The 20,413-nt window shown below is 55.0% G+C and carries 22 protein-coding genes and 1 riboswitch; of the genes, 12 read left to right on the top strand and 10 right to left on the bottom strand.

Translation table 11 applies throughout. The annotated features are described in order from the left end of the window. Nucleotide 1 precedes the first annotated feature (1 nt). From OO713_RS01335 to OO713_RS01305, 7 genes are all read right to left on the bottom strand, one after another. On the bottom strand, nucleotides 2–1,273 hold the full coding sequence (locus OO713_RS01335; protein WP_264785854.1) for a thymidine phosphorylase: 1,272 nt from the start codon (nucleotides 1,271–1,273) through the stop codon (nucleotides 2–4). Next, the gene (locus OO713_RS01330; RefSeq protein ID WP_264785853.1) at nucleotides 1,270–1,665 is read right to left on the bottom strand and encodes a cytidine deaminase; all 396 of its coding nucleotides are present in this window, start codon (nucleotides 1,663–1,665) and stop codon (nucleotides 1,270–1,272) included. The genes OO713_RS01335 and OO713_RS01330 overlap by 4 nt, the downstream gene beginning before the upstream one ends. Nucleotides 1,666–1,667: 2 nt before the next feature. Then, nucleotides 1,668–2,915 carry an ABC transporter permease gene (locus OO713_RS01325; RefSeq protein ID WP_264785852.1) on the bottom strand — a complete coding sequence of 416 codons (1,248 nt, stop codon included), beginning with the start codon at nucleotides 2,913–2,915 and terminating at the stop codon, nucleotides 1,668–1,670. Further along, a complete protein-coding gene (locus OO713_RS01320; RefSeq protein ID WP_264785851.1) occupies nucleotides 2,912–4,135 on the bottom strand; it encodes an ABC transporter permease in 1,224 nt (407 codons plus the stop codon). The genes OO713_RS01325 and OO713_RS01320 overlap by 4 nt, the downstream gene beginning before the upstream one ends. Continuing rightward, nucleotides 4,132–5,634 (bottom strand): ABC transporter ATP-binding protein, encoded by a 1,503-nt coding sequence (locus OO713_RS01315; RefSeq protein ID WP_264785850.1) that lies wholly within the window; start codon nucleotides 5,632–5,634, stop codon nucleotides 4,132–4,134. The genes OO713_RS01320 and OO713_RS01315 overlap by 4 nt, the downstream gene beginning before the upstream one ends. Nucleotides 5,635–5,718: 84 nt before the next feature. Then, entirely contained in the window at nucleotides 5,719–6,804 is a 1,086-nt protein-coding gene (locus tag OO713_RS01310) for a BMP family ABC transporter substrate-binding protein (protein WP_264785849.1), read from the bottom strand. Nucleotides 6,805–6,931: 127 nt separating this feature from the next. Further along, on the bottom strand, nucleotides 6,932–8,035 hold the full coding sequence (locus OO713_RS01305; RefSeq protein WP_264785848.1) for a mannose-1-phosphate guanylyltransferase: 1,104 nt from the start codon (nucleotides 8,033–8,035) through the stop codon (nucleotides 6,932–6,934). Nucleotides 8,036–8,118: 83 nt separating this feature from the next. On the opposite strand from OO713_RS01305, the gene sdhC reads away from it, so the two are divergent. The 12 genes from sdhC to OO713_RS01245 all read left to right on the top strand — a co-directional run bounded on the left by sdhC (nucleotide 8,119) and on the right by OO713_RS01245 (nucleotide 17,735). Beyond that, nucleotides 8,119–8,511: a succinate dehydrogenase, cytochrome b556 subunit gene (gene sdhC, locus OO713_RS01300; RefSeq protein ID WP_264785847.1), complete on the top strand. Its 393-nt coding sequence runs from the start codon at nucleotides 8,119–8,121 to the stop codon at nucleotides 8,509–8,511. Then, nucleotides 8,511–8,954, top strand: a complete 444-nt coding sequence (locus OO713_RS01295; protein ID WP_264785846.1) for a succinate dehydrogenase hydrophobic membrane anchor subunit — start codon at nucleotides 8,511–8,513, stop codon at nucleotides 8,952–8,954. Before sdhC ends, OO713_RS01295 begins: the two co-directional genes overlap by 1 nt. A 26-nt stretch (nucleotides 8,955–8,980) precedes the next feature. Beyond that, nucleotides 8,981–10,729: a succinate dehydrogenase flavoprotein subunit gene (gene sdhA / locus OO713_RS01290; protein WP_264786409.1), complete on the top strand. Its 1,749-nt coding sequence runs from the start codon at nucleotides 8,981–8,983 to the stop codon at nucleotides 10,727–10,729. After that, on the top strand, nucleotides 10,729–11,463 hold the full coding sequence (locus OO713_RS01285) for a succinate dehydrogenase iron-sulfur subunit (protein ID WP_264785845.1): 735 nt from the start codon (nucleotides 10,729–10,731) through the stop codon (nucleotides 11,461–11,463). Before sdhA ends, OO713_RS01285 begins: the two co-directional genes overlap by 1 nt. Nucleotides 11,464–11,486: 23 nt before the next feature. After that, nucleotides 11,487–11,933 carry a Rieske (2Fe-2S) protein gene (locus OO713_RS01280; RefSeq protein ID WP_264785843.1) on the top strand — a complete coding sequence of 149 codons (447 nt, stop codon included), beginning with the start codon at nucleotides 11,487–11,489 and terminating at the stop codon, nucleotides 11,931–11,933. 16 nt (nucleotides 11,934–11,949) lie between these two features. After that, a complete protein-coding gene (locus OO713_RS01275; protein WP_264785842.1) occupies nucleotides 11,950–12,750 on the top strand; it encodes an exodeoxyribonuclease III in 801 nt (266 codons plus the stop codon). 7 nt (nucleotides 12,751–12,757) lie between these two features. Then, on the top strand, nucleotides 12,758–13,756 hold the full coding sequence (trpS, locus tag OO713_RS01270) for a tryptophan--tRNA ligase (RefSeq protein ID WP_264785841.1): 999 nt from the start codon (nucleotides 12,758–12,760) through the stop codon (nucleotides 13,754–13,756). Between the two features lie 45 nt (nucleotides 13,757–13,801). After that, a riboswitch (FMN riboswitch) is annotated at nucleotides 13,802–13,949 on the top strand. A 65-nt stretch (nucleotides 13,950–14,014) separates the two neighbouring features. Beyond that, the gene (gene ribD, locus OO713_RS01265) at nucleotides 14,015–15,043 is read left to right on the top strand and encodes a bifunctional diaminohydroxyphosphoribosylaminopyrimidine deaminase/5-amino-6-(5-phosphoribosylamino)uracil reductase RibD (protein ID WP_346659309.1); all 1,029 of its coding nucleotides are present in this window, start codon (nucleotides 14,015–14,017) and stop codon (nucleotides 15,041–15,043) included. Then, complete coding sequence (locus OO713_RS01260) at nucleotides 15,044–15,634, top strand: riboflavin synthase (RefSeq protein WP_264785840.1); 591 nt, start codon at nucleotides 15,044–15,046, stop codon at nucleotides 15,632–15,634. Further along, on the top strand, nucleotides 15,631–16,863 hold the full coding sequence (ribA, locus tag OO713_RS01255) for a GTP cyclohydrolase II (RefSeq protein ID WP_264785839.1): 1,233 nt from the start codon (nucleotides 15,631–15,633) through the stop codon (nucleotides 16,861–16,863). Before OO713_RS01260 ends, ribA begins: the two co-directional genes overlap by 4 nt. After that, nucleotides 16,863–17,324, top strand: coding sequence for a 6,7-dimethyl-8-ribityllumazine synthase (ribH, locus tag OO713_RS01250; RefSeq protein ID WP_264785837.1), 462 nt, complete (start codon nucleotides 16,863–16,865; stop codon nucleotides 17,322–17,324). Before ribA ends, ribH begins: the two co-directional genes overlap by 1 nt. 33 nt (nucleotides 17,325–17,357) lie before the next feature. Continuing rightward, complete coding sequence (locus OO713_RS01245; RefSeq protein WP_264785836.1) at nucleotides 17,358–17,735, top strand: hypothetical protein; 378 nt, start codon at nucleotides 17,358–17,360, stop codon at nucleotides 17,733–17,735. A 41-nt stretch (nucleotides 17,736–17,776) separates the two neighbouring features. Here the strand turns inward: OO713_RS01245 and OO713_RS01240 are convergent, their stop codons facing one another. The 3 genes from OO713_RS01240 to OO713_RS01230 are packed head-to-tail and all read right to left on the bottom strand — an operon-like array spanning nucleotide 17,777 to nucleotide 20,390. After that, entirely contained in the window at nucleotides 17,777–18,595 is an 819-nt protein-coding gene (locus OO713_RS01240; protein ID WP_264786405.1) for an ABC transporter permease, read from the bottom strand. A 20-nt stretch (nucleotides 18,596–18,615) separates the two neighbouring features. Continuing rightward, nucleotides 18,616–19,449 (bottom strand): ABC transporter permease, encoded by an 834-nt coding sequence (locus tag OO713_RS01235; RefSeq protein WP_264785834.1) that lies wholly within the window; start codon nucleotides 19,447–19,449, stop codon nucleotides 18,616–18,618. Continuing rightward, nucleotides 19,449–20,390, bottom strand: a complete 942-nt coding sequence (locus tag OO713_RS01230; protein ID WP_264785832.1) for an ABC transporter ATP-binding protein — start codon at nucleotides 20,388–20,390, stop codon at nucleotides 19,449–19,451. The genes OO713_RS01235 and OO713_RS01230 overlap by 1 nt, the downstream gene beginning before the upstream one ends. Nucleotides 20,391–20,413: the final 23 nt, after the last annotated feature.

Below are 20,413 nucleotides of genomic sequence, written 5' to 3'. Positions count from 1 at the left end.
CCTAACTGATTCGATTCAAGATGAGCTTACGGCTTACTGCCTGCTCACCAATTTCAAAGCTCTGCTCAGCCAACTCGATAGCTCTTGGGAACTTCTCCTCGGTATCGGTGAACAGAGTCATCAATACTTGACCGGCCTCAACTCGATCTCCTAGCTGAGCGTGAAGTTCGATGCCGGCACCAAACTGCACGGCATCTTCTTTACGCTCGCGTCCCGCACCGAGGCGCCAGGATGCAACGCCAACATCAAGGGCGTCGAGCTTGGTAAGCACTCCAGAGCTTGGAGCCAAGATTTGAGTGGAGTGCTTTGCCTTCGGTAGCTCGGCATCAGGATTACCGCCTTGCGCGGCAATCATCTGACGCCACTTGTCGTAAGCCTTGCCATTTTGCAGGTTCTCCCTTGGGTCTGCATCAATGCCAACCAAGCGCAACATCTCCGCAGCAAGTTCGACTGTGATGTCGACAACATCTGAGGGTCCGCCACCCTGCAGCACCTCAATTGATTCCTCAACCTCAAGGGCATTACCGATCTTGCGACCAAGCGGGGTGGACATGTCGGTAAGAAGCGCCGAGGTCTTTACTCCAGCATCTTGACCAAGCTGAACCAGAGTCTGTGCCAATTCAGTGGCACGATCCAAGGTCTTCATGAATGCGCCGGACCCAACCTTCACATCCAGCACCAGAGCCGAGGTTCCCTCGGCAATCTTCTTGGACATGATGGATGAGGCGATCAATGGAATTGCCTCAACAGTGCCGGTGACATCGCGAAGTGCATAGAGTTTGCGATCAGCTGGCGCTAGACCAGAACCAGCTGCACAGATAACCGCTCCGACCTCTGCCAGCTGAGAGTAAAGCTCGGTGTTTGAAAGACTCGCCTGCCAACCAGGGATTGCCTCGAGCTTGTCCAAGGTGCCACCGGTGTGACCGAGACCGCGACCGCTCAGCTGTGGCACGGCAACCCCGTAAGAGGCAACCAAAGGAGCCAGTGGCAAGGTGATCTTGTCACCAACACCACCGGTTGAATGCTTATCTGCGGTAGGTGCCTGTAATCCCTGGAAATCGAGCCGCTCCCCCGAATCGATCATTGCAAGAGTCAGATCCCTAATCTCGCGACGGTTCATGCCGTTTAGCAAGATTGCCATGGCCATGGCACTCATCTGCTCGTCGGCGACTGAGCCCTGGGTGTATCCGGCTACCAACCAGCGAATCTCATCGGTTGTGAGCTCACCGCGCTCTCGCTTTTTGATGATCAGTTCAACGGCACTAAAACTCACTTGCGCTCCAATAGATCTTCTGGCCCAAAGGCATCGGGCAGTACCTCGTAGATGGTCTTGATTCCAGAGACCGTGTTCAAAAGCATCCCCGGTGCGTGGTGCTCATACAGCAGCTGACGACAGCGACCGCAGGGCATGAGCTCGTTACCGTGCTTGTCGACACACGCAAAGGCCACCAACTTACCGCCTCCGGTTCTAAACAGCTCGCTAACCAAAGAACACTCGGCACATAGCCCCAGTCCGTAGGATGCATTTTCAATGTTTGCGCCGGTAATCAAGCGGCCATCCTCGGTCAAGGCTGCTGCCCCAACCGGGAACCCCGAATACGGAGCGTAGGAAGAATCCAGTGCCTTGATTGCCGCAGCCTTTAGCTCGGCCCAGTTGATGTCCATTACTAACCCTTGGTGTATGGCTGAGCCAGCGCCTTCGGAGGTCTAGAGCGACCTACGAAACCAACCACAGCGATGATGGTCACTACATAAGGAACCATCGTGATGAAATCAGATGGAATACCAGGGCTAACCTGGTTGGCCCAAACACGCAGGATAATCGAGAAGCCGAACAGCAGCGCTGCGAGCGATGCGTAAATCGGGTGCCAGCGGCCCAGGATCATTACCGCAAGTGCGATAAAGCCAACGCCTCCAGACATCTCTCGACCAAAAGCACCGCCGCCACCGATCGTGAGCGCTGCACCTCCGAATCCAGCAATCGCGCCACCGAGGGTGACCCACCAGAAGCGAGTCCTGCCTACGTTCACACCAACGGTGTCGGCAGCCAGCGGGTGCTCGCCTACGGCACGGGCACGCAAACCGAGCTTGGTTTTGAACATGACAAACCACAGAAGCGGAACAATCAGTAGCGCTACGTAAACCGTAAGTCGGTTCTCAAACAACACTGGTCCTAGCACTGGAACATCGCTGAGCAATGGAATCTTGATGATGTCCAGAGTTCCTGGGAAGTTCACGTTCTCGCTGTCTTCAGTGAGCCACTGTTGGTACAAGAAGTTGGTGATACCGATGACCAACACATTCAGCACAACGCCAACGATGATCTGCTGAGCGAGGTACTTGATCGCGAATACCGCCAGCACCATCGATAGCAACGCCGCGGCAACCATCGCTGCGATGATACCTAGGGTGTAGCTCTTGGTGATGGTGCTCACCACAGCGGCCATGAAGGCACCGGTGAGCAGCTGCCCTTCGATGGCGATGTTCGTGATTCCAACTCGCTCGCTCATGACACCGGCCATCGCACCCAGGATGATTGGCACAGCCAAAACCAGCGCGGTGCCAGCGATAAATGCGACGGGAACCGCGTTGCCGGTGGCAAGCCAACCCAAGAGCGCAACCACGCCGATAAATCCAAAGACAATCGATACCCAAATCGGTGTCTTGTGATTACGGACCGAGTAGAAGATTGACAGCCCGGAGAGTAACAGCATTAGCGCACCCGATACGGTTCCAAGCAGCATGGCATCGACATTGATGCTTGGAAGCTGCACTGCATCCTGACGACGGGACAGTTCAAATGCCACCTCACCTGGCCTGCCGGCAATGCCGAAGAAGTAGAGCACTAGAAGCCCGAGGGCTCCCATCACGGATGGTGCCTTGTAACCGACCTTTTCTTCCTTGGCTAGATTCACTTGGCACCTCCTCTCTTGAACCACTTGGCGGTGATGGCACCGAGCGCATTCGTGGTTTGTGGTTTAGGCAGCCTGAACATGGCGCGAATCAAAGGTGGTGCGGCGATGAACAAAACGATTGCTCCCTGCACGATGCCGAGCACCTCAGGAGATACCCCAATCACCTGCATCGATGGTGCGCCCGCCTTGAAGGCACCGAAGAGCAAACCGGCAAGCAATACACCCGGAGCAGATGATCCGCCCAAGAGCGCAACCGTGATGGCATCGAAACCAATGTTGGCGTGGGAGGAAGGGGTCATACCAATGTTCACACCCAGTGCCTGGTTGCCAGCGGCTACTCCCACGAAAGAAGCGGACAGACCCATCGCCAAGATGTAAGTTCGATCAACGCTGATACCCGCAGTCTTAGCAGCATCTGGGTTGAAACCAACCATGCGCAGACGGAAACCAACGGTGGAGCGCTCCATCAACCACCAGTAGACGACCACTGAAATAAGGGCGATTACTAGACCCCAGTGCAGGGCATACTCATCACCCAGAAGCTTGGGCAGCATTGCGGTTGCGGCAGGTGGATCAGCCTTTGGGTTTCCGGCGGAATCCTCGGCCTGCAGTAGCAGTGGATCGCGCATCAAAAAGGTAAAGACCGAAAGCGCAACATAGTTGAGCATGATCGTGAGGATTACCTCGTGCGCTCCGGTTCTGGCCTTTAGGTAACCAACCAGAGCACCCATCAGGCTCGCCCCGAATACACCGGCAATCATCGCGACGATCATGTGGATCAAAAACGGCAGATCCATGCGGGTTGCCACAAAGGTCGCAAAGATCATGCCAAAAATCAGCTGTCCGGTGCCACCGATGTTGAAGAGGCCGACCCTAAAAGCCAGACCGATTCCCAGACCTGCCGCAATCAGTGGGGCTCCCAGGCGCAAGGTCTCAGTCAGTGGGCGAAGAGCCTTTTCTAAGGTGTCGGCGTCTGCGTTATAGATGGCTCCTTTGAACAGAGCGCCATAACCGGCAGACACCACATTCCAGGCGGCGGCAAAAGCATCGCCCGGGCGCGAGAAAAAGTAACCCAGCGACTCGAGGAACTCTTTGTTGGAACCGATCATGAAGACCGCACCAACCAAGAAACCAAGCAAAACCGCGAGGATGGTTCTAGTGAACCCTCCGGCGAGAATCTCCTTCATCGCCTGCGAAAAACGTGCGTCTTTCTCGCTCATGCGCCTACTCCCGCCATCATCTTGCCCAAGGTTTCCCTCGAGCTATCTGGGCCAACAATTCCAACAATCTGACCGCGATACATCACAGCGATTCGATCCGCCAAAGCCAGCACCTCATCAAGTTCGGTGGAGATCAAAATCACCGCCTTGCCCGCATCGCGCTCGGCGACGATCTGCTCGTGAATGAACTCAATCGAACCGACATCTACACCTCTGGTGGGCTGTGCGGCAATCAACAGGTTCACGTCCCTCGAGAGCTCTCTGGCAACCACGACCTTCTGCTGGTTACCACCGGATAGCTTGCCTGCCGGAGTGTCAATCGAAGGAGTTCTTACATCGAAGCGCTCAACGAGGTCGGTTGCCACCGACTTGCGAATGGGGAAGTTAATGTTCAGCCCCTTGGTAAATCTGGAGCGGAAAGACTGGTTCAGCATCAGGTTCTCGGAGATGGTGAACTCTCCCACCAAACCGTCTTTTTTGCGGTCTTCTGGGACATAACCGACACCGGACTCGAGAACAGTTCTGACCGAAGCTCCGGCCAGCTCCTTACCCAAAAGCTTGATGGATCCGCCCTTGATTGGGTTTCTCAGTCCCAGCAGCGCCTCAGCCAATTCGGTCTGACCATTTCCTTGAACACCAGCAATTGCCAACACCTCACCGGCCTGGACACTAAAGCTGATGCCGTTGACAGCTCGCTGCAGGCGGTCATCCAAGACCGAGAGGTTTTGAACCTCAAGAACCTCATTACCGAGTTTCGCCGGTTCCTTATCAACCGTAAGGTCGACCTCACGACCAACCATCATGGAAGCAAGCTCTGAGGTAGAGGCGTCAGGCGATGCGGAGCCAACCACCTGACCGAGACGAATTACCGTGATTCGGTTCGCAACCTCTTTCACCTCACGAAGTTTGTGAGTGATGAAAACGATTGAGGTTCCACTCTGAGCCAACTGACGCATGATGCCCATGAGCTCATCAGTTTCCTGAGGCGTCAACACAGCGGTCGGCTCATCTAGGACCAAAACCTTGGCATCGCGCGAGAGCGCCTTGATGATCTCCACACGCTGCTGCACGCCAACCGGGAGATCCTCAACCAGGGCGTCTGGATCAACATTGAATCCAAAGCGTTCGGAGATTTCAATTACACGCTTGCGAGCGGCAGCCATGTCTAGCGTGCCGCCAAAACCGGTGGGCTCATTTCCCAAGGCAACATTCTCAGCAACCGTGAAAACCGGAATAAGCATGAAGTGCTGGTGGACCATACCGATACCGGCAGCCATGGCATCGCCCGGACCGCGGAACTGCTGAGGCTTACCATCAAGCAGAATCTCACCCTCGTCGGCCTGGTAAAGACCGTATAGGACATTCATAAGGGTGGATTTACCGGCGCCGTTTTCGCCCAGCAAAGCGTGAATTTCACCAGGCTCAACACTGAGGCTGATCTGGTTGTTTGCTACCAATGTTCCAAAGCGCTTGGTTATCCCGCGCAGCTCTAATTTCACTTGGCACTCCTTCGTGCAGACACTCTATTGTGCCAAAGAAAAGGGCCGCGGAGTTTCCCCCGCGGCCCCAATCGTTTTACTGAATTACTTCAGTGGGTCGATCTCGCCGGAAATGATGCCAGCCTCTAGCTCTGCTAGGCGAGCCTTGACCTCGTCAGAGACCTTGGACTCGAACTCGTATAGCGGGCTTAGACCGGTTCCACCGTTTGCAAGGGTTCCAACATAAGCGTCACCGGTGAAGGCGCCGCCAGCTGAAAGCTCAGCAAGGATGTCGTATACAGCGTTGGTCATGCGCTTCTCAGCTGAGGTTAGAACTAGTGATGCGTACTCAGGTGAGGTTAGCGCGATGTCCTTGTCAACACCGATCATTACGGCGTCGACGCCAGCTTCCTTGATTGCCTCAGAAACTGCACCGAACTGGAAACCAGCTACTGGGAAGATCACGTCAGCACCAGCAACTAGCTGTGCAGCTGCGATTGCCTTTGAGGTTCCGGAGTTAGGGGTGAAGTCACCCATGAAGTCACCCTTGTCTGGGGTGGCTGGGTCCCAACCGACAACCTTCACGTCGGTTCCGGTCTCCTTGCCGTAGGCCATTGCACCGTAGTAGTAACCAGTCATGAAGTCGGTTACTGCTGGGATGTTAACGCCACCGTAGGTACCTACAACCTTGGTGGTTGAGTAGGCAGCTGCTAGGTATCCAGCTAGGTAGCTGGACTGGTTCATGGCGTATGAAACTGGCTTTAGGTTTGCGTTGCCCTCGCTCCAACCATCGATGGTCACGAACTGGACCTCTGGGTTAGCAGCTGCAGCAGCGTTTACGTCTGCAACTAGTGCAAAACCAACTGCGAAGGTTACGTCACAGCCCTGGTCAACCATGGCCTGTAGGTTTGGCGCGAAGTCCTCCGGGGTGTTGGACTCTGCTTCTGCAATCTGAACGCCTAGCTCAGTCTGAGCCTTCATTAGACCGTCGTAAACGGACTCGTTGAAGGACTTGTCGTTCCAGCTACCCTCGTCAGAGACTGCACACGCTAGGTAGTCCACGGTTGGAGCAGCGCTGGTCTCAGTCTCGCTGGCGGTCGGCTCTGCCTCTGGTGCGGCAGCGCAACCAGTCAGCACAAGTGCCGATGCGCCCAGCAGGGCGAATGCGGCGGATGCATTCTTTAGCTTCAAGGTTTCCTCCTGAAATTTGGATGGCGCGGATGCGCCTGATTTGGCTTTAGCCTAGCCGTTCAAATCTCGCTCGAGCAGGCTTAGTCCTTCAAGAAACAGAACCTTATTGAATTCGTTACAAAAGCCCTTAGAGCAGCTCCGAGTGACCGGATTGCTTCAATACATCCACCAGAGACTTGACCTTTTGCGCATGCTCCTTGGTGGTTACCAATAGGGCATCCGGGGTGTCTACGACGATTACGTCCTCCAGGCCGATCAGTGCCACCAAGCGATTGGTATCGCTAACCAGAATTCCCGAGGAGGAGTCCGCAAGCACCTTGCCGTGACCCAGCACAGCGAGGTTCCCCTTGCGGCCCTGGGACTGTAGTTCTGCGATGGCAGCAAAGTCACCAACGTCGTGCCACTCGAAAAGTCCCGGCACCACCGCAACCAGACCATCGGCGGCAGCCGGCTCGGCAATTGCGTAGTCGATGGCAATCTGAGTGAGTCTTGGCCACAGCTGAGCCATCAGGCTCTGGCGCTGCGGGGTGTCCCAACCTTCAGCCAGCTGCATCACTCCAGCGTGCAGACTTGGCTGGGTCTTCTGAAGCACCTCGAGCAACAACTTGGCTGGGGCGATAAACATGCCGGCATTCCAGAGGAATTCACCAGACTCTACGTACTTGCGTGCAAGTTTGATGTTCGGCTTCTCGACAAACTCACGAACCTCACACGCGGTTTCTGAGTCGAGTCTGTCTCCCTTGTGAATGTAGCCAAAGGCAACCGAGGCCTCGGTGGGCTGCAGGCCGATGGTCACGATCTTGCCGGTGGCGGCCACCTCGACGGCCTCGTGCACTGCCTTTTGAAATTTCGTATTGTCGGTGATTACGTGATCCGCGGCAAAGGAGCCGATGATGACATCCGGTTCACGCTGCATCAAAACGGCAGCAGCCAGGGCAATTGCCGCGGTTGAGTCCTTGGGGCTAGGTTCCAAAATCAAATTTTTGGAACCTAGATCGGGTAATTGCTCCGCCACTGCGTGGGAATGCACATCACCGGTGACAACCATGATGCGCCCATTGGCAATCGGAGTCAGGCGGTCCCAGGTGTCCTGGAGAAGGGTTTGCCCGCTACCGGTTAGATCATGCAGAAACTTGGGGGCACTCGCCCTTGACAGTGGCCACAGCCTAGATCCCACGCCCCCGGCAGGAATTACGGCGTAAAAACGCTCATTTGGAGATTGATTACTCACCGAATCACCCTAAGGCAATCGGTGATTTAGCGGAAGATAGCCACCCGCAAGCGGTTAGACTTTTATCTAATCCCTTACTATCCATGGAGGCTAGCGTGGCAGTTCGGCCAGCGGGGACCCTTTACCGAGGCAAAGTCGGAATGTGGTCCTGGGTGCTTCACCGCATCACCGGTGTTGCAATCTTCTTCTTCCTTCTTGTCCACGTGCTGGACACTGCCCTGGTTCGCGTCTCTCCGGATGCCTACAACGTGGTCATCGAGTCCTACAAGACCCCAATCATCGGCATGGCTGAGCTTGGCCTGGTCGGCGCGATCTTGTTCCACGGCCTGAACGGTCTTCGCATCATCGCGGTGGACTTCTGGTCTAAGGGAACCAAGTATCAGAACGTGATGTTCTGGGCCGTGATGATCATCACCATCGTCGCTGTGGCTGGCTTTACTCCAGTTCACCTAGCCCGAGTCTTTGGAGCGCACTAATGAGCGTTGTAATCGAGACCCCAAACACTCCACGCACTCGCAAGGGTGCCAACTGGGAGAAGTACGGCTGGCTATTCATGCGCGTCTCCGGACCGCTACTGGTTGTTTTGATTTTCACCCACCTGGTCGTGAACCTGGTTGTGGGAGATGGCATCAAGGCCATCGACTTCGCATTCGTTGCTGGCAAGTGGGCTGACCCGTTCTGGCAGGTCTGGGATTTGGCGATGCTCTGGCTCGCCATGATCCACGGCACCAACGGTATGCGCACCATCGTGAATGACTACACCGAAAAGGTAAAGGTTCGTAAGGCCCTGATCACCACGTTGTGGTCGGTGTGTGGCCTACTCATCATCTTGGGCACCCTGGTCATTTTCACCTTTGACCCATGCCCAGCCGGCGCAGCATCCGAGCTTCTTCCATCCTTCTGCCCAGCTATCAATTAGTTAGGAACAAAGTGTCAAACCAAAACGTGATCAATCACGAGTATGACGTTGTAATCGTTGGCGCTGGTGGTGCCGGTATGCGCGCCGCTATTGAGGCTGGACCACACGCCAAGGTTGCGGTGGTTTCCAAGCTTTTCCCAACCAGAAGCCACACCGGTGCTGCCCAGGGTGGCATGGCTGCAGCTTTGGCAAACGTCGAAGAGGACAGCTGGGAGTGGCACACCTTCGACACCGTTAAGGGTGGCGACTACCTAGTTGACCAGGACGCTGCTGAGATTCTGGCCAAGGAATCAGTGGAAGCCGTTATTGACCTAGAAAACATGGGTCTACCTTTCAACCGCACCCCAGATGGCAAGATCGATCAGCGTCGCTTTGGTGGTCACACCCGCGATCACGGTAAGGCTCCAGTTCGCCGTAGCTGTTATGCAGCTGACCGCACCGGTCACATGATCTTGCAGACCCTTTACCAAAACTGTGTAAAGCTCGGCATCGAGTTCTACAACGAGTTCTACGTGCTTGACCTAGTCATGAACGATGGCAAGCCTGCAGCGGTTGTCGCCTACGAGCTAGCAACCGGAGACATTCACGTGTTCGCGGGAAAGTCGATCGTGTTCGCAACCGGTGGTTTTGGAAAGATCTACAAGACCACCTCTAATGCCCACACCCTGACCGGTGACGGCGTTGGCATCATCTTCCGCAAGGGCTTGCCACTTGAGGACATGGAGTTCTACCAGTTCCACCCGACCGGTCTTGCCGGACTTGGCATCTTGCTCTCGGAGGCTGCTCGTGGTGAGGGTGGCATCCTTCGCAATGCATCCGGTGAGCGCTTCATGGAGCGCTACGCGCCAACCATCAAGGACCTAGCTCCTCGTGACATGGTTGCTCGTGCGATGGCCAACGAGGTTCGCGAGGGCCGCGGTGCTGGTCCAAACAAGGACTACGTCCTACTGGATCTGACCCACCTTGAGCCTGCAGTGATTGATGCAAAGCTTCCAGACATCACCGAGTTCGCTAGAACCTACCTCGGCGTTGAGCCATACACCGAGCCAGTTCCAGTATTCCCAACCGCGCACTATGCGATGGGTGGCATCCCAACCAACATCAAGGCTGAGGTGCTTTCCGACAACAACACAGTGGTGCCTGGTCTTTACGCCGCTGGTGAGTGTGCCTGTGTCTCTGTTCACGGAGCCAACCGTCTAGGAACCAACTCGCTACTGGATATCAACGTGTTTGGTAAGCGCGCCGGACGTTACGCGGTCGAGTATGCCAAGACTGCGAAGCAGGTTCCGGTTCCAAAGGATGCTGCAGCCGATGTGGTTGCGATGCTTGAGAAGGTTCGCAAATCAAAGGGGAACGAGAAGGTGGCTCAGCTTCGCAAGGAGCTTCAGGAGACCATGGACAAGAATGCCCAGGTTTTCCGCACCGAGGAGACCTTGAACGAGGCTTTTGACAAGATCCAGGAGCTGCGTGCCCGCTACGAGAAGATCTCGATTCAGGACCAGGGCAAGCGCTTCAACACTGACCTGCTTGAGGCAGTGGAGCTTGGCTTCCTGCTTGACCTAGCCGAGGTAACCGTAATCACTTGTCGCGAGCGCCGCGAGAGCCGTGGTGCTCACCTGCGCGAGGACTACCCGAACCGCGATGACAAGAAGTTCATGGTTCACTCCATGGCGTACAAGACAGAGAAGGCAGACAAGGCCACCAAGACCAACATCAAGGTTGATTGGAAGCCTGTCGTAATCACCAACTACCAGCCGATGGAGCGTAAGTACTAATGGCAGAGCAAGCAGTAGCTGAGGTCACCTCTTTCAAGGTAACTCTCTTCATTCGTCGCTTTGATCCTGAGGTTGACCAGGAGCCAAAGTGGGTCGACTATGACGTCGAGATGTATGGCACCGACCGTGTGCTAGACGCCCTACACAAGGTGAAGTGGGAGATTGATGGCTCACTTACCTTCCGTCGCTCTTGCGCTCACGGTGTTTGTGGTTCCGATGCAATGCGCATCAACGGTCGCAACCGTCTGGCGTGCAAGACCCTGATCAAGGACCTAGACATCTCCCAGCCGATCTACATCGAGCCAATCAAGGGACTTCCAGTCGAGAAGGACCTGATCGTAGACATGAACCCGTTCTACCAGGCCTATAAGGATGTAAACCCATTCTTGATCGCCTCTGACAAGCCTCAGAAGGAGCGCTTGCAGTCCCCAGAGGATCGTGCTCGCTACGACGACACCACCAAGTGCATCCTGTGTGCTGCCTGCACCACTTCATGCCCAGTGTTCTGGACCGATGGTCAGTACTTTGGACCGGCTGCAATCGTGAACGCTCACCGCTTCATCTTTGACTCCCGCGATGAGGCTGCTCAGGTTCGCCTCGACATCCTTAACGACAAAGAGGGTGTCTGGCGTTGCCGCACCACCTTCAACTGCACCGAGGCTTGCCCTCGCGGTATTGAGGTGACCAAGGCGATTGCTGAGGTAAAGCAGGCAATTCTTCGCGGAAGACCATAGGACCCTATTCGGTTTCACTTCTCATGAAGCCATCTAGAAGAGAAGTCCTTGGAGTTTCGGTCGCGTCATTAGCCGCCGTGAGCCTTGCCGCTTGTGCGGCAGAGCCAGAGGTTGCTCAGACCACTCCCCCGAGTGCAACCGTAAACCAGGCTCCTGCGGAAGCAGTCGGAGAGATTTTGCTCGGTCCAGCATCAGAGATCATGGTCGGCTCGGGAAATAAGTACAAGATCGACGAGATGCTCACGATCTTGGTGACTCAACCAAAGGCCGGAGACTTTCGAGGGTTCAGCGCCACCTGCACACACTCCGGCTGCATTGTCTCGGGTGTAAGCGATGGTGAGATTGCCTGCGGTTGCCATGGAGCAAGGTTTGACCAGGAGACCGGAGCCGTGCTGGCTGGTCCAGCAAGAACCGCGCTGGGTCGAATCACCATCGAGCTTCGCGGTGATGAGCTCTACGCCATCGTGTAACTCCTAGGCTTGTCTGATGCTCACTATCGCAACCATCAACGTCAACGGCATCCGCGCAGCCTCTAAGAAGGGCATGGCCGACTGGTTCAAGCAGTCAAACGTCGACATGATGTGTTTGCAAGAGGTTCGAGCACCTCGGGGTGAGCTGGAAAAGGCAGTCTTCGAAGACCTCGGTGTCAACTGGCACATCTATGACCACGAAGCGAGCGCCAAGGGTCGAGCCGGGGTGGCCATCGTGTCAAAGCTCCCCGCCTTGGATGTCAGAACAGACTTTGGACCTGAAGAGTTTGACTCTGCGGGCCGCTGGCTAGAAGCCGATTTTGAGACCCCTAAGGGCATCCTCACCTTAGTCAGCTGCTATGTCCACTCTGGAGAAGCAGACACCCCGAAGCAAGTTGAGAAGTACAAGTTTCTTGAGGCTATGGAAAAGCGCATGGCTGAATTGATCAAAGCCAACCCCCTTACCGCAGTGGTTGGCGATCTGAATGTCGGCCATACCGAGCTGGATATCAAAAACTGGAAGGGCAACCTCAAGAATGCTGGCTTCTTGCCGCAGGAGCGTGCCCACTTCGACAACTTCGCAGCTCAGGGTTGGGTTGACCTTGGTCGTATTGCTCACCCAGGCGTCCCTGGTCCCTACACCTGGTGGTCATACCGCGGCCAAGCATTCGATACCGATGCCGGCTGGCGCATTGATTATCAACTCGCCACCCCGCAGCTAGCTGCGCTAGGGCAGAATTATCGGGTTGATCGTGCTCCGAGCTACGACACCAGATGGACCGATCACAGCCCGGTTTTAGTTGACTACGACCTCTAGGAATCTAATGAAGCCCAATTTGCTCTCCGGCATGCAGCCTTCGGCTGCGAGCCTCCACCTAGGCAACTACCTTGGTGCGCTGACCAACTGGGTAAAGATGCAGCAGGACTACAACGCCTACTACGTAATCGTTGACCTGCACGCCATCACGGTTCCTCAGGACCCTAAAGAACTTCGCGAAAATACTCGTCGCACTGCCGCCCAATACATCGCAGCTGGTATTGACCCGGAGAAATCTGCGCTATTTGTTCAGTCCCATGTTCCTGCGCACGCTCAGCTGGCTTGGGTATTGAATTGCATCACTGGCTTTGGTGAAGCCAGTCGCATGACTCAGTTCAAGGACAAGACTCAAAAGGGTGGTGTTGAGAATTCATCGGTTGGTCTCTTCACCTATCCGATTTTGCAGGCTGCGGACATTTTGCTTTATCAGCCCAAGGCAGTTCCGGTCGGTGAGGATCAGCGCCAACACCTTGAGCTCACTCGTGACCTCGCCATGCGATTTAACTCCCGCTTCGGCGACACCTTCGTGGTCCCAGAGGCTCACATTTTGAAAGAGACAGCAAAGATCTACGACCTTCAGCTGCCTACCGCGAAGATGTCTAAGTCGGCCCAGGACCCCAAGGGTCTGATCAATTTAATGGACGAACCAAACCAGGTTGCCAAGAAGATCAAGAGCGCGGTCACCGACACCGATGGTGAGATTCGTTTTGATCGCGAGCAAAAGCCTGGAGTTTCAAACCTGCTCGGTATCTTCAGCGCAATCACCGCTGAGAGCATTGAGTCATTGGAGAACCGTTTCGCCGGCCAGGGATACGGGGCCTTGAAGACCGAGTTGGCAGATGTCGTGGTTGAGCACCTGACTCCGATTCGTGAACGTGCCGTCGAGCTCCTCGCTGATAAGGCCCAGCTCGATGCCCTGCTGGCACTTGGTGCTGAAAAGGCAAATGAAATCGCCGAGAAGACCCTTGCAAAGGTCTACGACCGTCTGGGTTTTGTCCGCCCTTAGCCGAATGGGAATTTCCCTAGGCCAAGGAGTATTGTTCTAAGTAACACAGTTCTTCGGGGTCAGTGAAAATCTGAGCCGGCGGTTAAAGTCCGCGACCCGACTGAGGACCTTGCAGCCAGCAGGGCAGCTTCAGGCGGTTGATTCGGTGAAATTCCGAAACCGACGGTTATAGTCCGGATGGGAGAAGAGCTCAGGGTGCTCGACGCCCTCTATTTTCGCGTCCCCGCGGTGCTGTGTAGCTAACCGTTAGGGGACTTTTTGCTATACGAGCAAGCACTCAAACAGGGCATGACTAGAGCCCTGGAGCTTGCGCTACGCGGACCAGCACACGGGGTGAATCCTCAAGTTGGAGCCGTGATCATGGCTGCCAATGGCGAGATCCTCTCGGAGGGTTGGCACCTTGGAGCAGGGACGGATCATGCCGAAGTCATGGCCATCAAAAACCTCCGGGCAAAACTCCCCTACCCCTTCACCTCCAAACTCACCGCGGTTGTCACCCTGGAGCCCTGCAACCACACCGGCCGAACCGGACCTTGTGCGCAGGCTCTGATTGAAGCGGGGATCTCCAGCGTGGTTTACGCAGCGAGTGACCCAGGCGATGCTTCAAGCAACGGAGCGCAAACTCTTCGAGATGCAGGTGTCGAGGTATTGGGTGGCTTCATGGCCCAGGAAAGCGAGCAGCAGAGCAGAGTTTGGCTAACCGCAAATCGTAGACAGCGCCCCTTTGTCACTTTGAAGTGGGCAACCTCACTGGATGGTCGAGCTGCAGCAAACGATGGCACTAGCCAATGGATTACTGGTCCTGAGGCCAGAGCCGATGTTCACTTGCGTCGCTCCAATGCCGATGCAATCCTGGCTGGGACCGGAACTGTTTTGGCAGATGATCCAGAACTTACCGCCAGAAAACCCGATGGCAGCTACTACGAACACCAGCCTCTTCGAGTGATCCTTGGAGAACGCGACATCGAGCTTTCAGCCCGGGTTTTCAATGACCGGGCTGAGACTTTGCACCTCAGAACCCGAAACCTACACGGCGCATTAGCAGAGCTCTGGGCCAGAGGCATAAAGCACGTTTTTATTGAGGGTGGCCCAGAGGTCGCGAGCCGATTTGAGCAGCTAAACCTGGTTGACGAGTACTTGATTTACCTAGCTCCAGTGCTGCTTGGTGGAGAGCGAGTAGCCCTGAGAGACATCGGCGTGGGGAGCATCCAAGATGCTCACCGACTAGAGATTTTCGAACGTCACTTACTTGGTGACGATCAACTTCTAATTGCAAGGAGAAGCTAAATGTTCACAGGAATCATTGAAGAGCTGGGCAAGGTGTTGGCGATTGAAGAGCAGCCGGACGCGATTCGACTCACCATCGGCGCCAGCAAGGTACTCAGTGATCTTGGCCGCGGCGACTCCATCGCCTGCTCCGGTACCTGCCTAACCGCAATTGAGATTGACGATCGCTCCTTCACTGCAGATGTGATGCTCGAGACTCTAAAGCGCACCTCGCTTTCTGAGGTGAAGGTCGGCGATCCAATCAACCTGGAGCGTGCAATGAGTGCCGCAACCCGATACGGCGGTCACGTCGTGCAGGGTCACGTTGATGGTGTTGGGGAATTCGTATCTCGCGAGAAGAGCGAGAACTGGGACTGGGTCAAGATCCGAGTCCCGCGGGAACTTCTGAAGTATGTGGTGATGAAGGGCTCAATCACCTTCGATGGAATATCACTGACCGTGAACGGAATTGAGGACGATGTAATCAGCCTCTCGCTGATTCCAGAGACCCTGCAGATCACCACCCTCGGTTACAAAAACCCGGGCGACAAGGTAAACGTGGAGGCCGACATCTTGGCCAAGCACATTGAGAGATTGTTGGAATTCAAATGAAACTAAGCCCAATTGAGGATGTGCTGGAGGCACTGAAAGCGGGCAAGCCAGTCTTGGTCTCGGACGCCGAGGATCGCGAGAACGAGGGCGATGCCATCATCGCCGCACAGTTTGCCACCGAGGAGTGGTTGGCTTGGATGATTCGCCACACCTCCGGTTACATCTGTGCTCCCATGACCGAGGAACGGGCCAATCAGTTGGACTTGCCTTTGATGTGGCCCAACTCGCAAGATCCACATCACACCGCCTACACCGTGAGTGTTGATGCTGCCAATCGTTTCTCAACCGGCATCTCCGCTGCTGACCGAGCGCTAACCGGTCGAGTACTAGCGGATCCAGCCTCAACCCCGATTTCGTTGATTCGGCCCGGGCACGTTTTGCCGCTGCGCGCCAAAGATGGTGGCGTGCTAGTTCGTCCTGGCCACACCGAGGCAGCGGTTGATTTGATGTTGCTCGCCGGCCTTGAACCAGTGGCTTTGATGGCCGAGATGGTTAACGACGACGGAACAATGATGCGGATGGCGGAATTATTTGAGACTGCCACGAGGTTTAACCTACCTATGACTACTATTTCTCACCTCAAGGACCATTTGTCCAAACGCAGCGGCACCGAGCCTCAGGCTGCGAACCGCATCCGCCTTGAGGCCGAGACCCTACTTCCAACCGTTCACGGTGACTTCACTGTTCGCGGTTACTACGACGTAAAGACCACCGCTGACCACGTTGCCCTTATCGCGGGTAAGCCAACTGGCGAGAATGTTCTAATCCGTATGCACTCGGAGTGCATCACCGGTGAAGCCTTTGGATCGCTCAAGTGTGAGTGTGGTCCACAGCTCGACGCTGCCCTTGAGGCAATCCAAGCCAATGAAGAGGGTGGCGTTGTCATCTACCTTCGTGGCCAGGAAGGTCGCGGTATCGGGCTTCTGAACAAACTAAAGGCCTACTCGCTTCAGGAGAAGGGCATGGACACTGTCGATGCAAACCTGGCTTTGGGGCTTCCATCGGAGGCTCGTGAGTACGGTGCAGCCGTTGCAATCTTGAAGGACATGGGCATCAGAAGTGTCCGTCTACTTACTAACAATCCGGCAAAGCGTGCCTTCTTGGATGAGGCTGGCATCAAGGTCACCGAAACAGTGCCATTGATCGTTGGCCTTGCCGAGCAGAACCGTGGGTATCTTGAAGCCAAGCGCGAGCGCATGGGCCACATGATTCCCGCTAATCTGAAGTAGTGAGTGGTTCTGGAGCACCGCAGCTAGAGGTTTCTGCTGCTGGAAAAAAGATTTATGTAGTAGCTACCTCTTGGCACACCCGTGTCATGGATGGCTTGGTTCTTGGCGCAATGCGGGAGCTAGAAAAGGCCGGCGCCGAGGATGTTCAGGTTCACAAGGTCCCAGGAGCATTCGAGTTGCCACTTGCTGCCAAGTGGGCCTTTGATCAGGGAGCCGATGCGGTAATCGCTCTCGGCGTTGTGATTCAGGGAGAAACCCCACACTTTGACTACGTCTGTGACTCTGCAACCACAGGCCTAACCCAGGTTCAGCTGGAGTATGGCAAGCCCATCGGTTTCGGTCTTCTCACGGTTGACGACGAAGCTCAGGCAATTGCGCGCGCTGGTCTAGAAGGCTCAAAAGAAGACAAGGGCGCTGAGTCGGTTCAGGCCGCACTGCACATGCTTTCTCTGATTAGTTAGTTAGCCTTGGACTATTAGTCCAAAGGAGAAAAAATGGAACTAACTGCTGAGATTGTGCGCAACTCACTAATCGTTTTGCACTTCATCGGTTTTGCCGCCGTGTTTGGTGGCTTTATGACTCAAATGAAGGCCATGGCTCAGGGAGCCGCAAAGATCGTCCCAGCCATGGTTCATGGCGCATGGACCCTGCTCGCCACTGGACTATTGCTAGTTGGTGTTCGTGAGTGGATGGCGATGATGGAGTGGGCGCCAGAACTGAACCACATGAAGATTGGCATTAAGTCTCTGGTCCTAATCGTGCTACTCGTCCTAATTCTTCTGAACAAGAAGAAGGATTCGGTTAAGGCTCCAATCTTCGGAACCATTGGACTTCTAGCTGTCTTAAACGTAGTGCTAGCTGTTTTCTGGTAACTCAGATAGAGAAAAACCCCAGCCGCTGGCTGGGGTTTTTGCTATCTCATGAATAGCTCTCGCAACCGTCTCGTGGTGAAGACCAAACCAATTGCAATCATGACTGCGAAGTAAGCGAGGTGACCAAGGAGTGCGACTGAAATGTTGCCCAGGGTCAGTGCTCTGACCAATTCGACACCCTGCCACAGCGGCAAGGCCATAACAATCGCCTGAATCCACTCTGGGTAAACGCTGACTGGGAAAAAGGTTCCAGAGAACAAGAACATGGGTAGTAGCGCAAAACTCACCCACTGCATCTGCTGGAAGTTCTTCATGTAGCTTGTCACCGCCATGCCAAAGGAGGCAAAGCCGAAGGCGATGATGGTTGCAGCAGGAATGGCCAAAATGCCCCACCAGCTGGTAACTAAACCAAGCGGTGCGGCGATCGCCATGAAACCAACCGAGTATGCAGCACCGCGAAGCAGCGCCCAGGCAATTTCACCCAAAGCAACATCGAGTGGTCCCAATGACGATGAGAGCACCATCTGGTAAACCTTGCCAAAGTGCATCTTGAAAAAAACGTTCCAAGTGGCATCGTAAATAGCACCGTTCATGGCGCTGGTTGCCAACAGAGCGGGAGCGATGAAAGCGGCGTAAGTAACTGGGTTACCATTCCCGTCTGTCACATTTCCGATCAGCTGACCAATACCAAATCCAAACGCAGCCAGATAAAGCACCGGCTCAACAAAGCCCGACACAATCACTAACCAGTTGGAGCTCTTGGCGGCATAAACGGCACGCTCGATCATCACTCGAGCGCGGCCTGCATAAACCGCTGAGCCGGCTCGTTGCGCTCGCTTTTCGGCTATGGCAACTGCCATGTTCACTGTCATTCCGGCGATCATCGTGACAACCTTTCGGCAAACTTCGGATAGGTAAATGCCATGCCTAAGACTCCAAGAAGTGCCAGATAGCCGATGTGGACGAAGAACATCGTCGGCTCAACCGGCATGCCATAGCTGAGGTTTCTGCCCAGCTCGGTGGCATGCCAAAGGGGAGAAATCCAACCCAGTGGCTGGAGGTAGATAGGCATCTGCTCTAGCGGGTAGAAAGTGCCCGAGAACAAAAACATAGGTGCGATGACGAATCGGCCGATGATGGCGAAGTAGCCCTCATCCCTTTCCAGTCTCGCCGTGATGGCAAGCATCACCGCCGCCCAACCCCAGGCAGCCAGCATCGAAGATGCCAATAGGCCCAGCACGCTAGAAAACGGCACAGCACCGAATGCTAGGAGTACGCCCAGGTATAGGAGGCAAGTAAATAGCCCTCGACCCAGAGCCACAATCATGACTCCATCGGCGATCTGACGGGCAGAAACCGAGGTCGCATTGATGGCGAAAAATAGCTTGTCCCAGACAAAACCATCCATCGTTGGGAAGGTGACCTCGTCCATGACTCCCTGGATTGCGGCCGAGGCGAGAAGCGCTGGTGCAACGAACTGCAGGTAGCTGACGCCCAGGATCCCTTGACCACCAGTATTGGCATCAACCAGTGCTCCAATTCCAAGACCCACGGAAATCAGGTAAAGGATTGGGTTTCCAAGACCGAACGCGAAGATAGCGCCCATCCATTTGGACATCGAGTAAAAGCGATATTCGGCAACTCGCAGTGCACCGTATTTCACGGCCCGTTTTGGATCCACCACCTTGCCGGGTGCAAATCTCAGATCACTCATTAGTCGACCAGCGTCCTACCGGTAAGTCTTAGGAACACGTCTTCCAATGAAGAGCGTCGAACCAGCGAGGTGATCGGGTTCTTACCCGATTCAATGATCTTGGCAAGTAGCGCTTCGCCCTGCTCGGTGTAAATGAGGATGCGGTCTGGTAGCACCTCGATGCGATCTCCCATGCCCTCTAGTTCCTTGGCAAAAACCTCGTTGCGGTCAGCTCCAAAGCGAACCTCAACGACCTCCTTAGACGAGTACTGCTTGATTAGTTCGGCCGGTGATCCCTCGGCCATGATCTGACCCTTGTCCATCACGATCAAGCGGTCGCAAAGCTGCTCGGCCTCATCCATGTAGTGGGTGGTAATGACCAAAGTCACACCCTGCTCCTTGAGGCGGAACAGGCGATCCCACAGGATGTGTCTTGCCTGAGGATCTAGGCCGGTGGTTGGTTCATCCAGCAGCAAAATCTCTGGTTCATTTACAAGTCCGCGGGCGATCGCAAGTCTGCGCTGCATGCCACCGGATAGGTCATCAGCCTTGGAATTTCGCTTGTCCTGCAACTGAGCAAAGTCCAGAAGCTCCTCGATCTTGCCCTTGAGCCACTTGCGAGAAAGGCCAAAGTAGCGGCCGTAAACCATTAGGTTTTCCCAAACCTTGAGCTCGCGATCTAGCAGATCCTTTTGTGGCACGACTCCAAGGTGAGCACGAATCTCAGGGCCCTGAGTGTTTGGCTCCTTGCCCAGGATCTCTAGCTCACCCGAGCTGCGCTGTGAAACCGAGGAGATCATCTTCATAGTGGTGGACTTACCGGCACCGTTTGGACCCAGGAGACCAAACGACTCTCCGCGGTAAACCTGGAAGTTAATACCGTCGACCGCTACGAAGTCCTTGTAGCTCTTTTTCAAATCTTTGGCACGAATTACGATTTCGCGCTGCGTGTTTTGCGACAATCTGAACTCTTTCTGATGCCCGA

Origin of the sequence: Aquiluna sp. KACHI24 (genome assembly GCF_025997915.1) — a bacterium.
Taxonomy (GTDB): domain Bacteria; phylum Actinomycetota; class Actinomycetes; order Actinomycetales; family Microbacteriaceae; genus Aquiluna.
The sequence above is the reverse complement of the archived record's forward strand: the minus strand, read 5'-3'. Positions and strand labels throughout refer to the sequence as shown.

Bases quoted from the DNA above. Each gene is read 5' to 3' on its own strand.
- OO713_RS01330 (WP_264785853.1), bottom strand. From the start codon at position 1,665: ATGGACATCAACTGGGCCGAGCTAAAGGCTGCGGCAATCAAGGCACTG.
- OO713_RS01320 (WP_264785851.1), bottom strand. From the start codon at position 4,135: ATGAGCGAGAAAGACGCACGTTTTTCGCAGGCGATGAAGGAGATTCTC.
- sdhC (WP_264785847.1), top strand. From the start codon at position 8,119: ATGGAGGCTAGCGTGGCAGTTCGGCCAGCGGGGACCCTTTACCGAGGC.
- OO713_RS01295 (WP_264785846.1), top strand. From the start codon at position 8,511: ATGAGCGTTGTAATCGAGACCCCAAACACTCCACGCACTCGCAAGGGT.
- OO713_RS01285 (WP_264785845.1), top strand. From the start codon at position 10,729: ATGGCAGAGCAAGCAGTAGCTGAGGTCACCTCTTTCAAGGTAACTCTC.
- OO713_RS01280 (WP_264785843.1), top strand. From the start codon at position 11,487: ATGAAGCCATCTAGAAGAGAAGTCCTTGGAGTTTCGGTCGCGTCATTA.
- OO713_RS01275 (WP_264785842.1), top strand. From the start codon at position 11,950: ATGCTCACTATCGCAACCATCAACGTCAACGGCATCCGCGCAGCCTCT.
- trpS (WP_264785841.1), top strand. From the start codon at position 12,758: ATGAAGCCCAATTTGCTCTCCGGCATGCAGCCTTCGGCTGCGAGCCTC.
- OO713_RS01260 (WP_264785840.1), top strand. From the start codon at position 15,044: ATGTTCACAGGAATCATTGAAGAGCTGGGCAAGGTGTTGGCGATTGAA.
- ribA (WP_264785839.1), top strand. From the start codon at position 15,631: ATGAAACTAAGCCCAATTGAGGATGTGCTGGAGGCACTGAAAGCGGGC.
- OO713_RS01245 (WP_264785836.1), top strand. From the start codon at position 17,358: ATGGAACTAACTGCTGAGATTGTGCGCAACTCACTAATCGTTTTGCAC.
- OO713_RS01240 (WP_264786405.1), bottom strand. From the start codon at position 18,595: ATGGCAGTTGCCATAGCCGAAAAGCGAGCGCAACGAGCCGGCTCAGCG.
- OO713_RS01235 (WP_264785834.1), bottom strand. From the start codon at position 19,449: ATGAGTGATCTGAGATTTGCACCCGGCAAGGTGGTGGATCCAAAACGG.